Source organism: Acetobacter sp. A11-2 (assembly GCF_040208445.1).
GTDB classification, from domain to species: domain Bacteria; phylum Pseudomonadota; class Alphaproteobacteria; order Acetobacterales; family Acetobacteraceae; genus Acetobacter; species Acetobacter oryzoeni.
The window spans coordinates 2,583,102-2,601,178 of record NZ_CP157843.1 but is presented as its reverse complement, the minus strand read 5'-3'; the positions used below and the strand labels follow the sequence as shown (position 1 = coordinate 2,601,178).

General features: G+C 48.1%; 12 protein-coding genes and 1 pseudogene. 9 read left to right on the top strand and 4 right to left on the bottom strand.

The window, feature by feature from the left end:
* The first annotated feature begins 3 nt into the window (after nt 1-3).
* The 4 genes from uvrB to ABNV41_RS12710 all read left to right on the top strand — a co-directional run bounded on the left by uvrB (nt 4) and on the right by ABNV41_RS12710 (nt 6,545).
* A complete protein-coding gene (gene uvrB / locus ABNV41_RS12725; protein WP_050819083.1) occupies nt 4-2,250 on the top strand; it encodes an excinuclease ABC subunit UvrB in 2,247 nt (748 codons plus the stop codon).
* Between the two features lie 131 nt (nt 2,251-2,381).
* Nucleotides 2,382-3,047: a 2OG-Fe(II) oxygenase gene (locus ABNV41_RS12720; RefSeq protein WP_050819084.1), complete on the top strand. Its 666-nt coding sequence runs from the start codon at nt 2,382-2,384 to the stop codon at nt 3,045-3,047.
* Between the two features lie 43 nt (nt 3,048-3,090).
* Entirely contained in the window at nt 3,091-5,835 is a 2,745-nt protein-coding gene (locus ABNV41_RS12715) for a pitrilysin family protein (RefSeq protein ID WP_349934782.1), read from the top strand.
* A gap of 230 nt (nt 5,836-6,065) precedes the next feature.
* Nucleotides 6,066-6,545, top strand: a complete 480-nt coding sequence (locus ABNV41_RS12710; protein ID WP_050819086.1) for a hypothetical protein — start codon at nt 6,066-6,068, stop codon at nt 6,543-6,545.
* A gap of 38 nt (nt 6,546-6,583) precedes the next feature.
* Here the strand turns inward: ABNV41_RS12710 and ABNV41_RS12705 are convergent, their stop codons facing one another.
* The gene (locus ABNV41_RS12705; RefSeq protein WP_050819087.1) at nt 6,584-8,434 is read right to left on the bottom strand and encodes an HAD family hydrolase; all 1,851 of its coding nucleotides are present in this window, start codon (nt 8,432-8,434) and stop codon (nt 6,584-6,586) included.
* 328 nt (nt 8,435-8,762) lie between these two features.
* Between ABNV41_RS12705 and ABNV41_RS12700 the strand changes: the two genes are divergently transcribed.
* Both ABNV41_RS12700 and ABNV41_RS12695 read left to right on the top strand, forming a co-directional pair.
* Complete coding sequence (locus ABNV41_RS12700) at nt 8,763-10,313, top strand: hypothetical protein (protein WP_050819088.1); 1,551 nt, start codon at nt 8,763-8,765, stop codon at nt 10,311-10,313.
* Nucleotides 10,310-11,080 carry a glycosyltransferase family A protein gene (locus tag ABNV41_RS12695; RefSeq protein ID WP_050819089.1) on the top strand — a complete coding sequence of 257 codons (771 nt, stop codon included), beginning with the start codon at nt 10,310-10,312 and terminating at the stop codon, nt 11,078-11,080. The genes ABNV41_RS12700 and ABNV41_RS12695 overlap by 4 nt, the downstream gene beginning before the upstream one ends.
* Nucleotides 11,081-11,155: 75 nt before the next feature.
* Here ABNV41_RS12695 and ABNV41_RS12690 read toward each other — a convergent pair whose 3' ends face one another.
* Nucleotides 11,156-12,226: a hypothetical protein gene (locus ABNV41_RS12690; protein WP_087651693.1), complete on the bottom strand. Its 1,071-nt coding sequence runs from the start codon at nt 12,224-12,226 to the stop codon at nt 11,156-11,158.
* 302 nt (nt 12,227-12,528) lie between these two features.
* Here ABNV41_RS12690 and ABNV41_RS12685 point away from each other — a divergent pair, with 302 nt between their 5' ends.
* Together ABNV41_RS12685 and ABNV41_RS12680 are read left to right on the top strand one after the other, a co-directional pair.
* A complete protein-coding gene (locus ABNV41_RS12685; RefSeq protein ID WP_050819088.1) occupies nt 12,529-14,079 on the top strand; it encodes a hypothetical protein in 1,551 nt (516 codons plus the stop codon).
* Nucleotides 14,076-14,846, top strand: coding sequence for a glycosyltransferase family A protein (locus tag ABNV41_RS12680; protein WP_050819089.1), 771 nt, complete (start codon nt 14,076-14,078; stop codon nt 14,844-14,846). The genes ABNV41_RS12685 and ABNV41_RS12680 overlap by 4 nt, the downstream gene beginning before the upstream one ends.
* Nucleotides 14,847-14,921: 75 nt before the next feature.
* Here the strand turns inward: ABNV41_RS12680 and ABNV41_RS12675 are convergent, their stop codons facing one another.
* Both ABNV41_RS12675 and ABNV41_RS12670 read right to left on the bottom strand, forming a co-directional pair.
* Complete coding sequence (locus ABNV41_RS12675) at nt 14,922-15,992, bottom strand: hypothetical protein (protein ID WP_087651693.1); 1,071 nt, start codon at nt 15,990-15,992, stop codon at nt 14,922-14,924.
* Nucleotides 15,989-16,572, bottom strand: a pseudogene (locus ABNV41_RS12670) (amino acid permease). Before ABNV41_RS12670 ends, ABNV41_RS12675 begins: the two are co-directional and overlap by 4 nt.
* A gap of 105 nt (nt 16,573-16,677) precedes the next feature.
* On the opposite strand from ABNV41_RS12670, the gene ABNV41_RS12665 reads away from it, so the two are divergent.
* Nucleotides 16,678-18,063, top strand: coding sequence for an IS1380-like element IS1380A family transposase (locus ABNV41_RS12665; protein WP_012812390.1), 1,386 nt, complete (start codon nt 16,678-16,680; stop codon nt 18,061-18,063).
* Nucleotides 18,064-18,077 lie beyond the last annotated feature (14 nt).

Genomic DNA, 18,077 nt, shown 5'->3' with positions numbered 1-18,077 from the left:
GCAATGGCTTCCAAAACTTCTTCCTCTGCGGCACGTGGTAAAAAGCGCCCTTCATTAAGCGAGCGCGCCGCTAGCCTTCCCCCAGTTCTGTTCGAGCCGGAAAAGCAGGCTCCGCGTCCACGCCTCAAGCGCATGGAAGTGGTATCGGAATACGAACCGGCGGGGGATCAGCCGCAGGCTATCAGTGAACTGGTGGCAGGGGTAGAAGCTGGAGAACGCGATCAGGTTCTGCTGGGGGTTACGGGTTCTGGCAAAACCTTTTCCATGGCCAAAATTATTGAGGCCACACAAAAGCCTACGCTTATTTTAGCACCCAACAAAACATTGGCAGCCCAGCTTTATGGGGAAATGAAGCAATTTTTCCCCAATAACGCAGTTGAATACTTTGTCAGCTATTACGATTACTATCAGCCAGAAGCCTATGTGCCACGTTCTGATACGTATATTGAAAAAGACAGCCAGATAAACGAACAGATTGACCGTATGCGCCATGCCGCCACACAGGCGCTGCTGGAGCGGAACGATGTTATTATTGTGGCCTCTGTTTCCTGTATTTACGGTATCGGATCTGTAGAAACCTATTCCCGCATGGTGGTGAAGCTGGAACTGGGCGGAGAGATAGACCGGGATAAGTTGATAAAAAGCCTTGTTGAACTCCAGTACCGTCGGAATGATGCTGCATTTGCGCGAGGCACTTTCCGCGTGCGTGGTGAAACAATAGATATCTTTCCCGTGCAGAATGAGGATAGAGCCTGGCGTGTTTCCCTGTTTGGGGATGAGGTTGACGGGCTGATAGAGTTTGATCCCCTGACAGGTGAAAAAACGGCTGATCTGCAGGAAATTACTATTTACGCAAACAGCCATTACGTAACCCCACGCCCTACGTTGAATCAGGCCATTAAAGGCATCAAGCAGGAACTGCGCGAACAGCTTGATGTGTTTACAAAGGCTGGCAAGCTGCTGGAAGCAGAACGGCTGGACCAACGCACCACCTTTGATCTGGAAATGCTAGAAACAACAGGTGTGTGTAAGGGGATCGAAAACTATTCCCGCTATCTTTCAGGCCGCAAACCGGGGGATCCACCACCAACCCTGTTTGAATATCTGCCTGAAGATGCGCTGTTGATTGTAGATGAAAGCCACGTAACCGTGCCGCAGATTGGTGGCATGGAACGAGGAGACCATGCGCGCAAATCCGTTCTGGCGGAGTTTGGGTTTCGGCTTCCTTCCTGTCTGGATAACCGGCCTTTGAATTTTGCGGAGTGGGATAAGTTTCGCCCACAAAGCATTTTTGTAAGTGCCACGCCGGGTCCGTGGGAAATGGAGCGCACAGGCGGCGTGTTTGCTGAGCAGGTTATTCGCCCCACCGGGTTGGTGGACCCCATTACAATTATCCGGCCTGTTGAGCATCAGGTAGATGATCTGTTGGCAGAATGTCGCACCACCATTGGCAAGGGTGGGCGCGTGTTGGTAACAACGCTGACCAAACGCATGGCGGAAGACTTAACCGATTACATGAACGAAGCCGGTATTCGGGTAAGATATCTGCATTCCGATGTAGATACACTGGAACGGATAGAAATTATCCGAGACCTGCGCATGGGCGCATTTGATGTGCTTATTGGTATTAACTTGCTGCGAGAAGGCTTGGATATTCCAGAATGTTCGCTGGTTGCTATTCTGGATGCAGATAAGGAAGGGTTCTTGCGTTCGCGCACCTCTCTTATCCAGACCATTGGCCGTGCGGCCCGAAATGTAGAGGGCCGGGTTCTGCTTTATGCAGATAAAATGACGGATTCCCTGACATACGCTGTAGAGGAAACAGCCCGCAGGCGTGAAAAACAGATGGCGTGGAACACAGAGCACGGCATTACGCCACAAAGCGTGCGCAAGAATATCAGTGATATTGTCTCTTCTGTGTTTGAGCAGGATTACGTCACCATCGCGCCGGATGAAGATACCGGCGTTGCAGAGTTTGTGGGGCAGGATTTGGGCGCGGCCATCGCCGGGTTGGAAAAGCGTATGCGCTCCGCAGCAGCAGAGTTGGAGTTTGAAACTGCTGCCCGCCTGCGAGATGAAATTCAGCGGCTGGAAGCCTTGCAGCTTGGGTTGGAACCGCCCCCGGTAGCGGCTTCAACCGCAGGGAAAGCGCAGACAAGTGGCCGTAAACCCAAAAAAGACAAGGTGCCACGGCCATTGGGGCCAGGTGGGGGTGGGTATGACCCGGCAGCCAGACGAAAAAAGCGCTAACCTAAAGAAAGACGGCAGATATCGGCCAAAATTATAGCGAAACACCGTAAGCGTTCGGGCAGGCCTTGTTTCTGCCGCTTATCCCTTCTACCGTCCGCAGAGCAAACCCTTATTTGTGCGGACATTACGGCATGACAACGTCAGATACTTTTATCCAGCCGGATTATACAGCACTGGAGCAAGCGCCTGTTGCGCCAGATCCTTTCCCGCATGTGGTGGTGCCGCATTTTATCCGGTCAGAAGATTTGGGGCGTTTGTTTGCGCATCGGCCGCATATTGTGTCTGGCGGATCTTTCCCGCCAGAGTCCTTGCAGCTCTCTTCTCTTATGCAACATCTGGTGGAAGAACTGGAAGGCCCGCGTTTAAAGGCGATTGTTGCGGAAAAATTTCATCTCAATCTCGATCATGCGCCTTCCATGCTCACCATTCGTGGGCGTACGCGTGAAAAAGATGGGCGCATCCACACAGATTCATTGGCCAAACGCGTAACCATTTTGCTGTACCTTAACCCATCTGGGGCCGGTGAGGCATGGGAGCGGCAGGAAGGCTGTTTGCGCCTTTTGCGTGGCCCGCATGATATTGAGGATTACGCCAAGGAAGTGCCACCTGTAGATGGCACCTTGCTGGTTTTCCCCAATGGTCCAACCACATGGCATGGGCATAAGCAGTTTGTGGGGCAGCGCTATACCATCCAGTTAAATTACATGACAGAAGATGCACGTGCCCGGTCTGAACTCCGGCGGCATAAACTTTCTGCCTTGGTTAAAAAGTTGCCTTTGCCGCAATTGGGGCAGTAACTTTCCTTTTTTGATCTGTTGCTGCATTGAACAGGAAACCTGAATGATTTTCCGCAAGCCGTCTGCTGCCCGTAAACACTTTTCACTGCTGGCCGTAACGCTGGCCCTGTTGGGAGGCACGGCCCTTTCTCCCACACTGGCTCATGCTCAGGACGCCGCACCGGGTATGCCGTCTGCTCTTGTCCCTCCTAGCCTGAGCAGTGCGCAGGTTGTGCGGGCCACTCTTCCGAATGGCCTCAAGGTTGTGATCGTCCCTAACCGGTTGGCTCCGGTTGTCACAACGGAAATCAACTATCTTGTTGGCTCGGCAGAAGTGCCAGAAGGCTTTCCCGGCACGGCACATGCGCTGGAACATATGATGTTCCGTGGCAGCAAGGGGTTGGATAAGGATCAGCTTGCAGCTATCGGCACGCGCTTGGGCGGCAGTTATAATGCAGATACAACAGAAGACGTAACGCAGTATTTCTATACAGCGCAGGCACAGGATTTGCCTGTTTTGCTGAAAATTGAAGCCCTGCGCATGAACGGCTTAACCCTGTCTGAAGCGGATTGGGAAAAAGAGCGCGGCGCGATTGAGCAGGAAGTTGCGCGTGATCTTTCCAGTCCGGCCTATCGGTATCTGGAACAGTTACAGGGTATTCTGTTTGCAGGCACGCCCTACGAACACGATGCACTGGGCACACGGCCTTCCTTTGATAAAACCACGGCCGCTGATCTGAGAGATTTTTACCAGAAGTGGTACGGCCCCAACAATGCCGTGCTGGTTATTGTGGGTGATATTAACCCGGTTTCTACCTTGCAGTTGGTGCAGGATACGTTTGCCGATATCCCGCGCAAGGATTTACCGCAGCGCCACAAGGTAACTCCGGTGGCACCACCGGCTAAAACACTTACGCTTTCCACAGATTATCCTGTTGGGTTTGCTACGCTTGCATTCCCCATGGCAGGCAGTTCTTCATCAGATTTCGCAACGGCGGATATTCTGTCAGACGTGCTCTCCAGCCAGCGTGGTGCGCTGTATGATCTGGTGCCGCAGGGCAAGGCGTTATACGCAGGGTTTGAATACGCCCCTAAAAAAGAAGCGGGTTTTGGCTTGGCGCTTGCGGCTTTCCCCAAAGGTGCAGATGCTTCTGGCCCCATGAATGCCATGAAAGCTGTGTTGGAAAAAATCCGCAAGGAAGGCGTACCAGCAGAACTTGTTGAAGCTGCCAAGCAAAAAGAAATTGCCCAGCTTCAGTTTTCCGCCAACTCTGTAAGTGGTCTGGCATCTATTTGGTCCAACGCCTTGGCATTTCAGAATCTGGATAGCCCGGGAGATCTGGTAGCCGCCTATCAGGCCGTCACACCAAAGGCCGTGAATGATCTGGCCGCAAAGCTGCTTGATCCGGCACATGCTGTGTCTGCCATTCTTACCCCAGAAGCATCCGGCAAGGCCGTTTCTGGCAAAGGCTTTGGCGGGGCAGAATCTTTTGCAACAGCTCCAGATAAACCAGTAAAACTGCCGCAATGGGCAGAAAAAGCTCTGGCCAAACTGGAAGAACCAAAACCTACACCACTGCCTGCAGTCAGCACCTTATCGAACGGCATCAAGCTGATTGTTTGGCCATCTCATGTCAGCCACACCATTCAGCTTTCTGGCCAAATTCGTCAGACACCCGAATTGCAGGAACCCAAGGGTAAGGAAGGTGTGCATAGCTTAACAGAGGCTCTGTTCTCCTATGGCACAATGCAGCATGATCGTCTGGCTTTTCAGAAAGCATTAGATGATGTGCCTGCATGGGAAGATGCAGGGGGCAATTTTTCTTTGCAAGTTCTTACGCCTGATTTTGAAAAAGGTGTGGAGCTGCTTGCAGAAAATGAATTGCACCCGGCATTCCCGGAAAAAGATTTTACGGTTGTACGCACACAGTTGGCACAGGCGCAGGCCGGGGAACTGGTATCTCCTGGGCATCTGTTTGATAAAGCTATCAAGGCCGCCATTTTGCCGGAAACAGATCCGACACAGCGTGATGCTACACCTGAATCTATTATGAGCGTAACCCGTGATGATGTGCTGCATTATTACCAAAGTGCATGGTGCCCAGATCTGACAACTATTGTTGTAACGGGTGATATCTCACCAGAAAAAGCACAGGCTGTATTAGAAAAAGCTTTTGGTGGCTGGAAAGCAGAAGGACCAGCACCTGACGTTAATCTGCCGACTGTACCGCTGAGCAAAACATCCCGCGCAACAGTGCCTGATAAGAGTAGCGTGCAGAATGATGTTGTACTGGCAGAAACATTAGGGCTGACAGCACAAAATCCTGATCACTTCCTGCTGCAGTTGGGCAATGAGGTGCTGGGCGGCGGGCTGTTCTCTTCACGTCTGTATAGAGATATGCGGGTGAAGACAGGCTATGTTTATTCTGTAAGCAGTTCTTTTGATTGGGGGCGTACGCGCGGGGCCTATACTGTCAACTACGGTGCTGATCCGGATAAAGTTGGTAAAGCGCAGAGTGTTGTCATGAAAGATCTGAAGGCCATGCAGTCTGCACCTCCTACAGCAGAGGAGCTTTCTTTGGCCAAAGCCTCACTGTTGCGGAGCCTGCCTCTTGCCAGAGCCAGTTTGGGCCGGATTGCTGCGCAGTATCTTTACTTGGAAGATCTGGGCTTGCCGCTTGATAATGCTGATCGTGGGGCGAAAGTATATTACAAAGCCACTGGAGCAGAAGTGCAGGCCGCGTTCCGTAAATGGATCAGGCCAGATGATCTTGCTGTTATTGTAAAGGGTCCCACACCTACTTGGTAAATAATGACATGTATTCGTAAATATTTTATGAATGGGTTTTTCATATGCATTTTACGGATACATTGTAAATTATCTTTTTCCACTCGTATTTAGAAATTAAAAATAGTACGAGTGGATTGGGTGTCAGTATTTTCTGGACAGAAAAATAATTATGCTTGTATTAGATTTATCAGAAAATCATTTATGTATCGAAGAGCTTGCTATGCAGAAGATCACGAGGGGGTGTTGTGATGTCCGGTGAAAAAAAGCCTGTCAGTAAGGTTCGTTCTTCTCGTGTGAAAGTGGCGCGTAAAAAAGTTGTGGCCCCAACAGCGTCAGAAACACATGAACCAGAAGTGGTGCCTCAAGTTGAAGAACAGGTAGCAGCAGACCCTGTAGCCAAGCCTGCACAGGCTCCGGCGGCAGAACAAATTGCATTAGCACTTCAGTCTCAGGCGGGTATTGTGGAACAAGAAGCTGAAAAAGAACGTCGGGCCGCTATCTTTTTTGATAGCCAGTGGTACCTTAATGCATATCCAGATATTCGTGAGGCGGGTGTAGATCCGCTGGAACACTTTCTGGATTACGGTGCTAAGGAAGGTAGAAACCCGAATGCGCTGTTCAATAGCCTTTCCTATTTACGGGTAAATCCAGATGTGGCTGGGTTTGGGCCGGGGCCTTTTATCCATTACATCTGTTATGGTTTTCAGGAAGGTCGCCCACTACGGTAGGATACGCCCTTTTTTATTATTATATAAAAGATATTTTTTTATATTTCTTCAACAACTTCTATATGAGACGGAAACTCTACTTCTTTATTTTCATCCAGAATATAATAGTGAATATTTTCAGAAACCCAATCTTCCCGGAAATCACAATCCTTATAAATGTTACGGCATGGCGTATTATCTGGAAGATCATGAATAGATGCCGTTACACGGACATCTCCATGTTTTTCTCTAACGTGGCTGACAACATCAGCAATAATACTCTTTTCTACTTCCATGCCCAAAACACGGCAGCTCATAACAAACTGTACAATTTCATTATTGCGTAGGTATATTACGCTTACCAACCCATATTTAGTGAATTTGTCCTGAACAGTTGCAACAATAACTTCTCCGCCTTCAGCAAGAAAGCGTGTGAGTTCTTCAAATGTCCAACGTTTGCCAGATGTGTTGAACTGATTGGTCTTGTTGGTAAGTTCTAAGGCACGTGCCAGTTCTGGTTGTTCTGCATCTGTGATGTAGGTGAGGCAGACCGTACATTCCAACGATGCCAGAAATTCTTCACGGTTCAGGTTGGTGCGTGTTTCTTCACGGGCAATTTGTCCTCGGATCATGGTTTCCCGTTGGACTGATTCTTGTGTCAGGCGTGCAACCTGCGTTTCGGGGGACCATAAAAGAATACGACGCGTGAGATACGGGTTGCCGCCAATTGTACGAATTTCAGGAAACGCCGTGTTAACAGCAGCGCGTTCTACAGGGTTATCATCTACAAACACAACGCTTTTGGGTTTGATGTTAAATTCCTGGCAGATGGCAGCAATATTTTCTGGTTTGGGCGTCCAGTTAATTTTAACAGAGGCAAAATCTTCCAATTTAATAAACTGCGGGTTGATAATATCATCCCACCGTTCACGCACATAGGCTTCATCATTTTTGGAGCAAATCGCCACCAGAATACCGCGTGCGCGCAAGGTATGGATAGTTTCCCACAAACCTACAGGCCAACCATCGGTACGTGGCCAAGGTTGTACTTCTGGGCGGTAATGTTCTGCTATCTGGCCGCGCCATAGGGTGTTGTCCAGATCAAAAATAACGGCCTTAACCTGATCTACCTGATGCACAGTGCGATGAGCTGCAACAATCTGGCGGAAAATGGTTTTAATAAATTCTTCCCGGTGAATAGGATAAATGGTTTCTAGTGCAGGAATGGGTTCATTGCGTTCAATGGCACCGAAATCATCCCAATCCTGAAAAGACAGACCGCCATGAGTATGGAAGTAAATCACATCATCCAGCACATAGCGTTTGCCTAAAGAAGACACGACGGAATCAACGTCTAGTACATAGGCATTTTTATAACTGGAAATTTTTTTGGCCAGATGCATGTTCAAGCGCCTGACCATATAGGTAAGGTCTACTTCTGTACCTTGTGAGAGCAAGCTGGAAGCTGTGCTTATTTGCGGAACTATAAAGTTAGAGACAAAAGTTAATAACCCATGTTTGCGGTTGTAAAGCAGTGCCGCATCTAGCATGACATCTAGCGTGTTTAAGGCATCGTGCAGAATACTCTCTGCAAACGCTGGGTCGTTAAGCCTAAACCCTTCTATCACACGGTCACTTAAAACAGTACGTAATGGAATTTGTACATATTGTAGATCGTACTGATCTGCTGGTACGGGTGGGGTTTCAGGTAAAATACTTACAAAATTATAAGGGATGTAATCAAAATTGATATCTGGATAATACCCCTTAAAGGCTTCCAGATATAAAGAAGTTAAGCATGATCCAACCAAGAGAATGCGATTGATCTTGCGCTCTGTTTTTTGAAGATCTGTAGGAAATAGAAAATCCGGAGATGCAAGAGAAGAATTATTTTTTGTTGTTGCCGACATAAAGAACTCCGCCAAGATAGCTCTTATTCTATTTAGATTCGTAATGAAGAGATTACTTGTTCAGTGAGGGAAATGAGTAAGAGCGTAAGGCCTCATTGGAAGTTTATAAAAATTAATTCATACAACACAATGAACATCTTTATAGTCACCCGCCAACATGAAAGAAAGTATTTTTAGGCAATGAATTAAGGGAGGGGAATGAGAAAATCATAGATAAACAGAATAATTTTCATGTAGAGAAATAGTTAACTGTTGTATTTTCTAACATAAAAATTTATATTCTGTATAAGAACCTGCAAATAGAGATAGCATTCAAACGGAAGATGCAATGGTAAGTTTAACTGCCTGGAATAAAAAAGACATAAAATCAATAATTGATTCAGGAAAATTCGATACTGAATTTTATTTAAAAGAAAATCCAGATGTAAAAAAATCTGGTCTTGATCCAATTATACATTATGTTCTTTACGGGGTGCATGAAAACCGTAATCCTAATGATAATTTCAATACAGAAATATATTATAATCTTTATAAAAATGTGATCGGGAAGAATGAAAATCCCTTTGCGCATTATATAAGAAATAATGACCACCTGTTTTTCTTTGAAAAAGGTCTATTGCAGGAATATTCGTATGTTTCCATTACGAATGCATTGAACCGATTAAAGAAATATCCGTTCTTTAATGAAGAAGATTATGTGCGTATGAACAGCGATGTTTCATCCGCCAGTATGCCAACCGCCCGCCATGCTTTGCTGTATGGTATTGGCGAAGGGAGAGAAATTTTTTCCAAGCGTTCAATCGTGCGCTTTTTGGGTAATGAATGTAAGCACGACGTTAACTATAAAATTACAGATAAAGTTTATGGTAAGAATTTTCCTAAAACAATTGGGGTATTCTACCATTCCGAAGGTAATTCCTTTATTCAGGAACTGGCCGAGTGTTTAAGCGACTATCTGTGCGATGCCGGTTTGAATGCCAAGGTGCTGACCGAAAAAACGCCAGAGGAAGAAACACCTGAACTCTGCATTTTCTGTGCTCCGCATGAGTTCTTCTTTCTGGATGGTAATGAAATCTGGAAGCGTGATGAGATTATTAGAAAATCCATCATGTTTAATACAGAACAACCTCAGACACTCTGGTTTACGCGTGGCATTCTGTACATCCTTATGTCAGCCGGGGTGATGGATCTGTGTTATCAAAATCTCAAATCCTTTTCAGATGTCGGGCTTCCAGTCTTCCACTTTGATCCGCCGGTTAAAATAGAGGCTTGCAAACTTTCCGAGGTAGACAAAAAGCATCCCTTGTTCCGTATTTTGCCAGAGAAGGCCAAAATAGGTTCTACGCCATTCCGGTCGATTGCCGAGCGTGATATTGATGTCAGCTTTTTTGGGAATGCTTCCCGCAAGCGCGAAAAATTCTTTTCACGTTCAGCGGCTTTCTTTTCCAACTACCAGTGTTTCTTGTATTACCGTAAGGCAGATGGGCCTATCCCCTCTACCGGTGTTTACGACATTCTTTCGCGGCTTCCACGCTATGTCGCAGAAAACTCCAAGGTAGCGTTAAACATTCATCGTGATGATAACTGCTTTTTTGAATGGCATCGTATTGTCAAGCAGGGTCTGGCTTCCGGTACTATCGTTGTTACAGAAGAATGTTTCCCGCATCCGCTGTATAAGGCAGGTGAGCACTTTCTGTCTGAAACGCCGCGGCATATGCCCAATCTGGTAGAATGGCTGATTCAGACTGAGGATGGGCAAAAAGAGGCAGCCAGAATTCAGCAGAATATCTTTGATTTGCTGCAAGATGAAAAAATATTCAATTCCAAGAATATCGATCTCAAAAACTATATTTCTGCTGTGTGGAGCACTGTGAAATGAGCGTTATCAAGCCATGGGACCCCAGCCCAGAAGTTGTTTTTTCCTATAAGAAAAAATCCCGGAAGCCCAAAAACCTGATTACGGTCTGCGTTACCAACTTTAATTATGCTTCTGTTATTGAAGAGTGCCTGGATAGCATTGCAGACCAAACGCATGCTGACCTGGAAATTGTGGTTGTTGATGACTGCTCCCAGCGAGATGATTCCGTTGATGTGATTGCGGAATGGATGGAAGAAAACAAGCAGCGTTTTTATAGCCTGCAGTGTTTGACCAACCCGCGGAATCAGGGGCCATCATTTTCGCGCAATATGGCGTTTGCACATGCGCAATCAGAGTATGTGTTTATTATTGATGCCGATAATACCATTTATCCAACTGCGCTGGAAAAAATCTACACAGCGCTTTTGCAGGGTAAGTTTCCAGCGGTTTATACCCAGATTGAAGAGTTTGGAGACCGCAAAGGTATTGGCCATGCCGATATCTGGGATGCTGCACGCATGCGCAAGAACAACTATGTGGATGTGATGGCGCTTATCCGTAAAAGCGCGTGGGAAAAGGTTGGCGGCTTCTCACATATTGAAGAAGGCTGGGAAGATTATGATTTCTGGCTGAAGTTTATTGATGCAGGGTTAGAGCCCGGATATCTGCCAGAAATTCTGTGTCGCTACCGTGTGCATAATTCTTCCCGCACAGCAACGGAAGCATTGGCTGCACATTATGATCTGGAATTGGTGATGGAGTTCCGTCATCCAGATTTGGTTGAGTAATCAGGTATTCCAGATACAGCGTTATAAAAAAGAGCGGAGGCAATTCCGCTCTTTTTTATTTTTAATATGCAACGGTTAAAACACACTATTAAACGCTACCTGCGGTGAAACCGAAAACCCGGTATTGTGGCCGGCAAAATAGGTTGAAACACCAGCAATAACCCCAAAGCGGGGGGACCAGTTGTATTCAACCGCAGGGGCTATCAGCCAGTCCCCTGAAGAACTGTTGATACGGTCTATCCGTTCTATTTTGCCGCTTGTAGGCGTACGGCCTTTAACGTGAGATCCATCTGCCCAGTCTCGCGCCAGATCCATGGCCAACACCCATTTCTGGTTGATGCCAAATTCTAGAGAAAACCCGCTTTCTCCATACATGCCGGGTTGCGCTGTGCCGCGGAATCCAACCTCAGTGCCATAACTGCTCACATTATGTAGATGTGCAGTTGTAAGTGCCCGGCGGAAAGTGCCCCACATACGCAAGCGCAGTTCATGCTGGCCCGGCAGCGTGTAAGTGGATTGTTCCGTAAAGGCTAGGCGGAACGTATAAACACCAGAGCCAACACCATCTTCAGCCCGGCCCAGTCTTTGATAATTGCCGGTGGGGAAACCAACCCCGGCAAATACGCTGAGCGCTGGAATATAGCGTGCTGGATCTGCGTCCAGATAACGCCACATTAAATCAACAGGCAGATCTCCAAATTTGAGCCCGCTGCTGGTGCCTGCTTTCTTCTTCCACAAGTAACTGATTGTAGGGGTTACCTGAATACTGATGGAATCAGTGATGGAATATTTATACAGCGTAAAATTGGAAACGGATTGCTGGCGTGGGTGGAGCGGGTGGCTGTTGCCATTAGCATCCAGGTACCCCACGGGCAGGTTGTAACTGACGTAAGGTTCCCACGCGAACACCCCAGATTTGGAAAGCGCACCAGAAGGTGAGACGAGAGACCCCGTATACCATTGCGGGCGTGCTTCCCCCGGAGCTTGAGACCCAGCAGCGGCACTGTTGCCTGTATCAGCAGCATGCGCGGTGGAAAGGCCGACAGAAAGCAACAATGTGCCAACCAGAGAGCGACAAACAGCAGGGCAACACTTAACGCCTGCGCGCGGCTGGAGGGAGGAAAACACACTGGCTGCCTGAATCATGATCTGTCTGACCCTTCATGGGGAACCAAAAAATCTTCCGTCAACACAACAGAAGAGCGTAAGGCCTCATTGGAAGTTTATAAAAATTAATTCATACAACACAATGAACATCTTTATAGTCACCCGCCAACATGAAAGAAAGTATTTTTAGGCAATGAATTAAGGGAGGGGAATGAGAAAATCATAGATAAACAGAATAATTTTCATGTAGAGAAATAGTTAACTGTTGTATTTTCTAACATAAAAATTTATATTCTGTATAAGAACCTGCAAATAGAGATAGCATTCAAACGGAAGATGCAATGGTAAGTTTAACTGCCTGGAATAAAAAAGACATAAAATCAATAATTGATTCAGGAAAATTCGATACTGAATTTTATTTAAAAGAAAATCCAGATGTAAAAAAATCTGGTCTTGATCCAATTATACATTATGTTCTTTACGGGGTGCATGAAAACCGTAATCCTAATGATAATTTCAATACAGAAATATATTATAATCTTTATAAAAATGTGATCGGGAAGAATGAAAATCCCTTTGCGCATTATATAAGAAATAATGACCACCTGTTTTTCTTTGAAAAAGGTCTATTGCAGGAATATTCGTATGTTTCCATTACGAATGCATTGAACCGATTAAAGAAATATCCGTTCTTTAATGAAGAAGATTATGTGCGTATGAACAGCGATGTTTCATCCGCCAGTATGCCAACCGCCCGCCATGCTTTGCTGTATGGTATTGGCGAAGGGAGAGAAATTTTTTCCAAGCGTTCAATCGTGCGCTTTTTGGGTAATGAATGTAAGCACGACGTTAACTATAAAATTACAGATAAAGTTTATGGTAAGAATTTTCCTAAAACAATTGGGGTATTCTACCATTCCGAAGGTAATTCCTTTATTCAGGAACTGGCCGAGTGTTTAAGCGACTATCTGTGCGATGCCGGTTTGAATGCCAAGGTGCTGACCGAAAAAACGCCAGAGGAAGAAACACCTGAACTCTGCATTTTCTGTGCTCCGCATGAGTTCTTCTTTCTGGATGGTAATGAAATCTGGAAGCGTGATGAGATTATTAGAAAATCCATCATGTTTAATACAGAACAACCTCAGACACTCTGGTTTACGCGTGGCATTCTGTACATCCTTATGTCAGCCGGGGTGATGGATCTGTGTTATCAAAATCTCAAATCCTTTTCAGATGTCGGGCTTCCAGTCTTCCACTTTGATCCGCCGGTTAAAATAGAGGCTTGCAAACTTTCCGAGGTAGACAAAAAGCATCCCTTGTTCCGTATTTTGCCAGAGAAGGCCAAAATAGGTTCTACGCCATTCCGGTCGATTGCCGAGCGTGATATTGATGTCAGCTTTTTTGGGAATGCTTCCCGCAAGCGCGAAAAATTCTTTTCACGTTCAGCGGCTTTCTTTTCCAACTACCAGTGTTTCTTGTATTACCGTAAGGCAGATGGGCCTATCCCCTCTACCGGTGTTTACGACATTCTTTCGCGGCTTCCACGCTATGTCGCAGAAAACTCCAAGGTAGCGTTAAACATTCATCGTGATGATAACTGCTTTTTTGAATGGCATCGTATTGTCAAGCAGGGTCTGGCTTCCGGTACTATCGTTGTTACAGAAGAATGTTTCCCGCATCCGCTGTATAAGGCAGGTGAGCACTTTCTGTCTGAAACGCCGCGGCATATGCCCAATCTGGTAGAATGGCTGATTCAGACTGAGGATGGGCAAAAAGAGGCAGCCAGAATTCAGCAGAATATCTTTGATTTGCTGCAAGATGAAAAAATATTCAATTCCAAGAATATCGATCTCAAAAACTATATTTCTGCTGTGTGGAGCACTGTGAAATGAGCGTTATCAAGCCATGGGACCCCAGCCCAGAAGTTGTTTTTTCCTATAAGAAAAAATCCCGGAAGCCCAAAAACCTGATTACGGTCTGCGTTACCAACTTTAATTATGCTTCTGTTATTGAAGAGTGCCTGGATAGCATTGCAGACCAAACGCATGCTGACCTGGAAATTGTGGTTGTTGATGACTGCTCCCAGCGAGATGATTCCGTTGATGTGATTGCGGAATGGATGGAAGAAAACAAGCAGCGTTTTTATAGCCTGCAGTGTTTGACCAACCCGCGGAATCAGGGGCCATCATTTTCGCGCAATATGGCGTTTGCACATGCGCAATCAGAGTATGTGTTTATTATTGATGCCGATAATACCATTTATCCAACTGCGCTGGAAAAAATCTACACAGCGCTTTTGCAGGGTAAGTTTCCAGCGGTTTATACCCAGATTGAAGAGTTTGGAGACCGCAAAGGTATTGGCCATGCCGATATCTGGGATGCTGCACGCATGCGCAAGAACAACTATGTGGATGTGATGGCGCTTATCCGTAAAAGCGCGTGGGAAAAGGTTGGCGGCTTCTCACATATTGAAGAAGGCTGGGAAGATTATGATTTCTGGCTGAAGTTTATTGATGCAGGGTTAGAGCCCGGATATCTGCCAGAAATTCTGTGTCGCTACCGTGTGCATAATTCTTCCCGCACAGCAACGGAAGCATTGGCTGCACATTATGATCTGGAATTGGTGATGGAGTTCCGTCATCCAGATTTGGTTGAGTAATCAGGTATTCCAGATACAGCGTTATAAAAAAGAGCGGAGGCAATTCCGCTCTTTTTTATTTTTAATATGCAACGGTTAAAACACACTATTAAACGCTACCTGCGGTGAAACCGAAAACCCGGTATTGTGGCCGGCAAAATAGGTTGAAACACCAGCAATAACCCCAAAGCGGGGGGACCAGTTGTATTCAACCGCAGGGGCTATCAGCCAGTCCCCTGAAGAACTGTTGATACGGTCTATCCGTTCTATTTTGCCGCTTGTAGGCGTACGGCCTTTAACGTGAGATCCATCTGCCCAGTCTCGCGCCAGATCCATGGCCAACACCCATTTCTGGTTGATGCCAAATTCTAGAGAAAACCCGCTTTCTCCATACATGCCGGGTTGCGCTGTGCCGCGGAATCCAACCTCAGTGCCATAACTGCTCACATTATGTAGATGTGCAGTTGTAAGTGCCCGGCGGAAAGTGCCCCACATACGCAAGCGCAGTTCATGCTGGCCCGGCAGCGTGTAAGTGGATTGTTCCGTAAAGGCTAGGCGGAACGTATAAACACCAGAGCCAACACCATCTTCAGCCCGGCCCAGTCTTTGATAATTGCCGGTGGGGAAACCAACCCCGGCAAATACGCTGAGCGCTGGAATATAGCGTGCTGGATCTGCGTCCAGATAACGCCACATTAAATCAACAGGCAGATCTCCAAATTTGAGCCCGCTGCTGGTGCCTGCTTTCTTCTTCCACAAGTAACTGATTGTAGGGGTTACCTGAATACTGATGGAATCAGTGATGGAATATTTATACAGCGTAAAATTGGAAACGGATTGCTGGCGTGGGTGGAGCGGGTGGCTGTTGCCATTAGCATCCAGGTACCCCACGGGCAGGTTGTAACTGACGTAAGGTTCCCACGCGAACACCCCAGATTTGGAAAGCGCACCAGAAGGTGAGACGAGAGACCCCGTATACCATTGCGGGCGTGCTTCCCCCGGAGCTTGAGACCCAGCAGCGGCACTGTTGCCTGTATCAGCAGCATGCGCGGTGGAAAGGCCGACAGAAAGCAACAATGTGCCAACCAGAGAGCGACAAACAGCAGGGCAACACTTAACGCCTGCGCGCGGCTGGAGGGAGGAAAACACACTGGCTGCCTGAATCATGATCTGTCTGACCCTTCATGGGGAACCAAAAAATCTTCCGTCAACACAACAGAAGGAACGGTTTGTGGCACGGCGTCATGTGCCGGGGCGGAGCGCATACGGCGCCAGCCCCATGCCAGCGCTAAAGCCAGCAGGGGAATGGCGCATATGGTTGCCGTTCCGGTTGGGTAATCAAACGCCATCAGCCCAACGATGCCAATAAAGAAGGCGAGAGCCAGCCAAGAGGTAAATGGCGCGCCCGGCATCGGGAAAGAGGTGGGGGCAATCTCTCCACGGCGAATTTTTTTGCGCAGTTGAATCTGGCACAGCACAATAAAACACCACGTGCTGAGAATACCCAGTGAAGCCAGACTGAGCATAATTTCAAAAATCTGGCTGGGGATGAAGTAATTCAGTACCACGCCCACCAGATAGATGGCCACGGTGGAAAGAATGGCTGCAGAAGGCAAGCCTGTTTGTTCATGCGGGCCAAATAACGTGGGGCAGCCCCATCCAGCGCCAGTGCACGCAGTACGCGGCCAGTAGAATAAAGGCCGGAGTTCAGGCTGGAGAGAGCTGCTGTGAGCACCACAACATTCATCACACTGTCTACGCGGAAATCTCACAGAAGGGTTGTACATCGGGTTAGATTATGAAAAAGTCTATTTTGTGTAAAAGAAATTTTCGTAAGCTATAAGAAAACCCGATGCAGACAGAGTGTAGCGCAGGCGCGTATGAATTTCCAGCCTCCTGTGGACGGCGTGTTGTGGCCCGTTTTGACGGGGGTCGCATGAGTTCGGATGGGGGCGTCATTCTGGTGAAGCAGGCTGATGACATTCTGGGTCTCAGCCGCCGCTTTGCTGCCTGTTTTCGCGATAAGCGGCATCCCGGCTTTGTGGAATACCGGGTTGAAGACCTTGTCCGTCAGCGGATCATGGGCCTGGCACTGGGCTATGAAGATCTCAATGATCACGATGCCCTGCGGCATGACCTGATCTTTGGTCTGGCCTCGGGTCGTCTGTCAGGAGGCCGGGCAAACTGCGCAGCATTGGCTGGCAAATCTACACTGAACCGGTTGGAGCGCAGTGGGCACAAGGCAGATCGTTACTGTCGCATCATTGCTGATCATGAGGCCCTGGCTACCCTGTTCGTCACGCTCTTCCTTGACCAGCATGAGCACGCACCTGCCCGGATCGTTCTGGATGTGGATGCCACCGATGACCGTATCCATGGCCATCAGGAAGGCCGCGCCTTTCATGGATATTACGGCCATAACTGCTATCTTCCCCTGTATGTCTTCTGCGGGGACCATCTCCTCAGCGCTACCCTGCGCACGGCAGACAGGGACCCGGGGAAGGAAGCATTGGCAGACATCCGCCGGATCGTGGAGCAGATCAGGAGCCGTTGGCCCCGGGTGCGTATCCTGGTGCGTGGGGACAGCGGTTTCGCCCGGGACAGTCTGATGACATGGTGCGAAGACAACCACGTTGACTTCCTGTTCGGGCTTGCAGGCAACACCCGCCTGTATGACCGGATTGCCTCTTTGTCCGCTGAGGTTCGTGACGAAGCCGCCACGACAGGCAGAGCTGCGCGCGGTTTCGCCTCCTTTGACTGGATCACAAAGGACAGCTGGACGCGCCGCAGGCGGGTCGTGGCCAAGGCCGAATGGCGCCACGGCAACCGCTATCATCGCTTTATTGTCACCACGCTACCGCAGGGAATGTCCGACCCCCGCCATCTCTACGAACAGATTTACTGCGCACGCGGGGATATGGAAAACCGCATCAAGGAATGCCAGATGGATCTGTTCTCAGACAGGACCTCGTCCCACACCATCCGGGCCAACCAGCTCCGGCTGTGGTTCTCGGCCGCAGCCTATGTCCTGCTGACCGCTCTGCAAAGACTGGCCCTTGGCCAGACCAGCCTGGAGACGGCGACCTGTGGCACCATACGCGCACGACTGCTCAAAATCGCGACACGTGTAACGCTCAGCGTCCGTCGGATTGTCCTGTCCATGCCGGACATGTTCCCCTGTCAGCATGAATTCGCCCTCGCTCATGCACGATTGCGAAGGCTCCGGCAGGCCATCTGAAGAAACAGACAGTG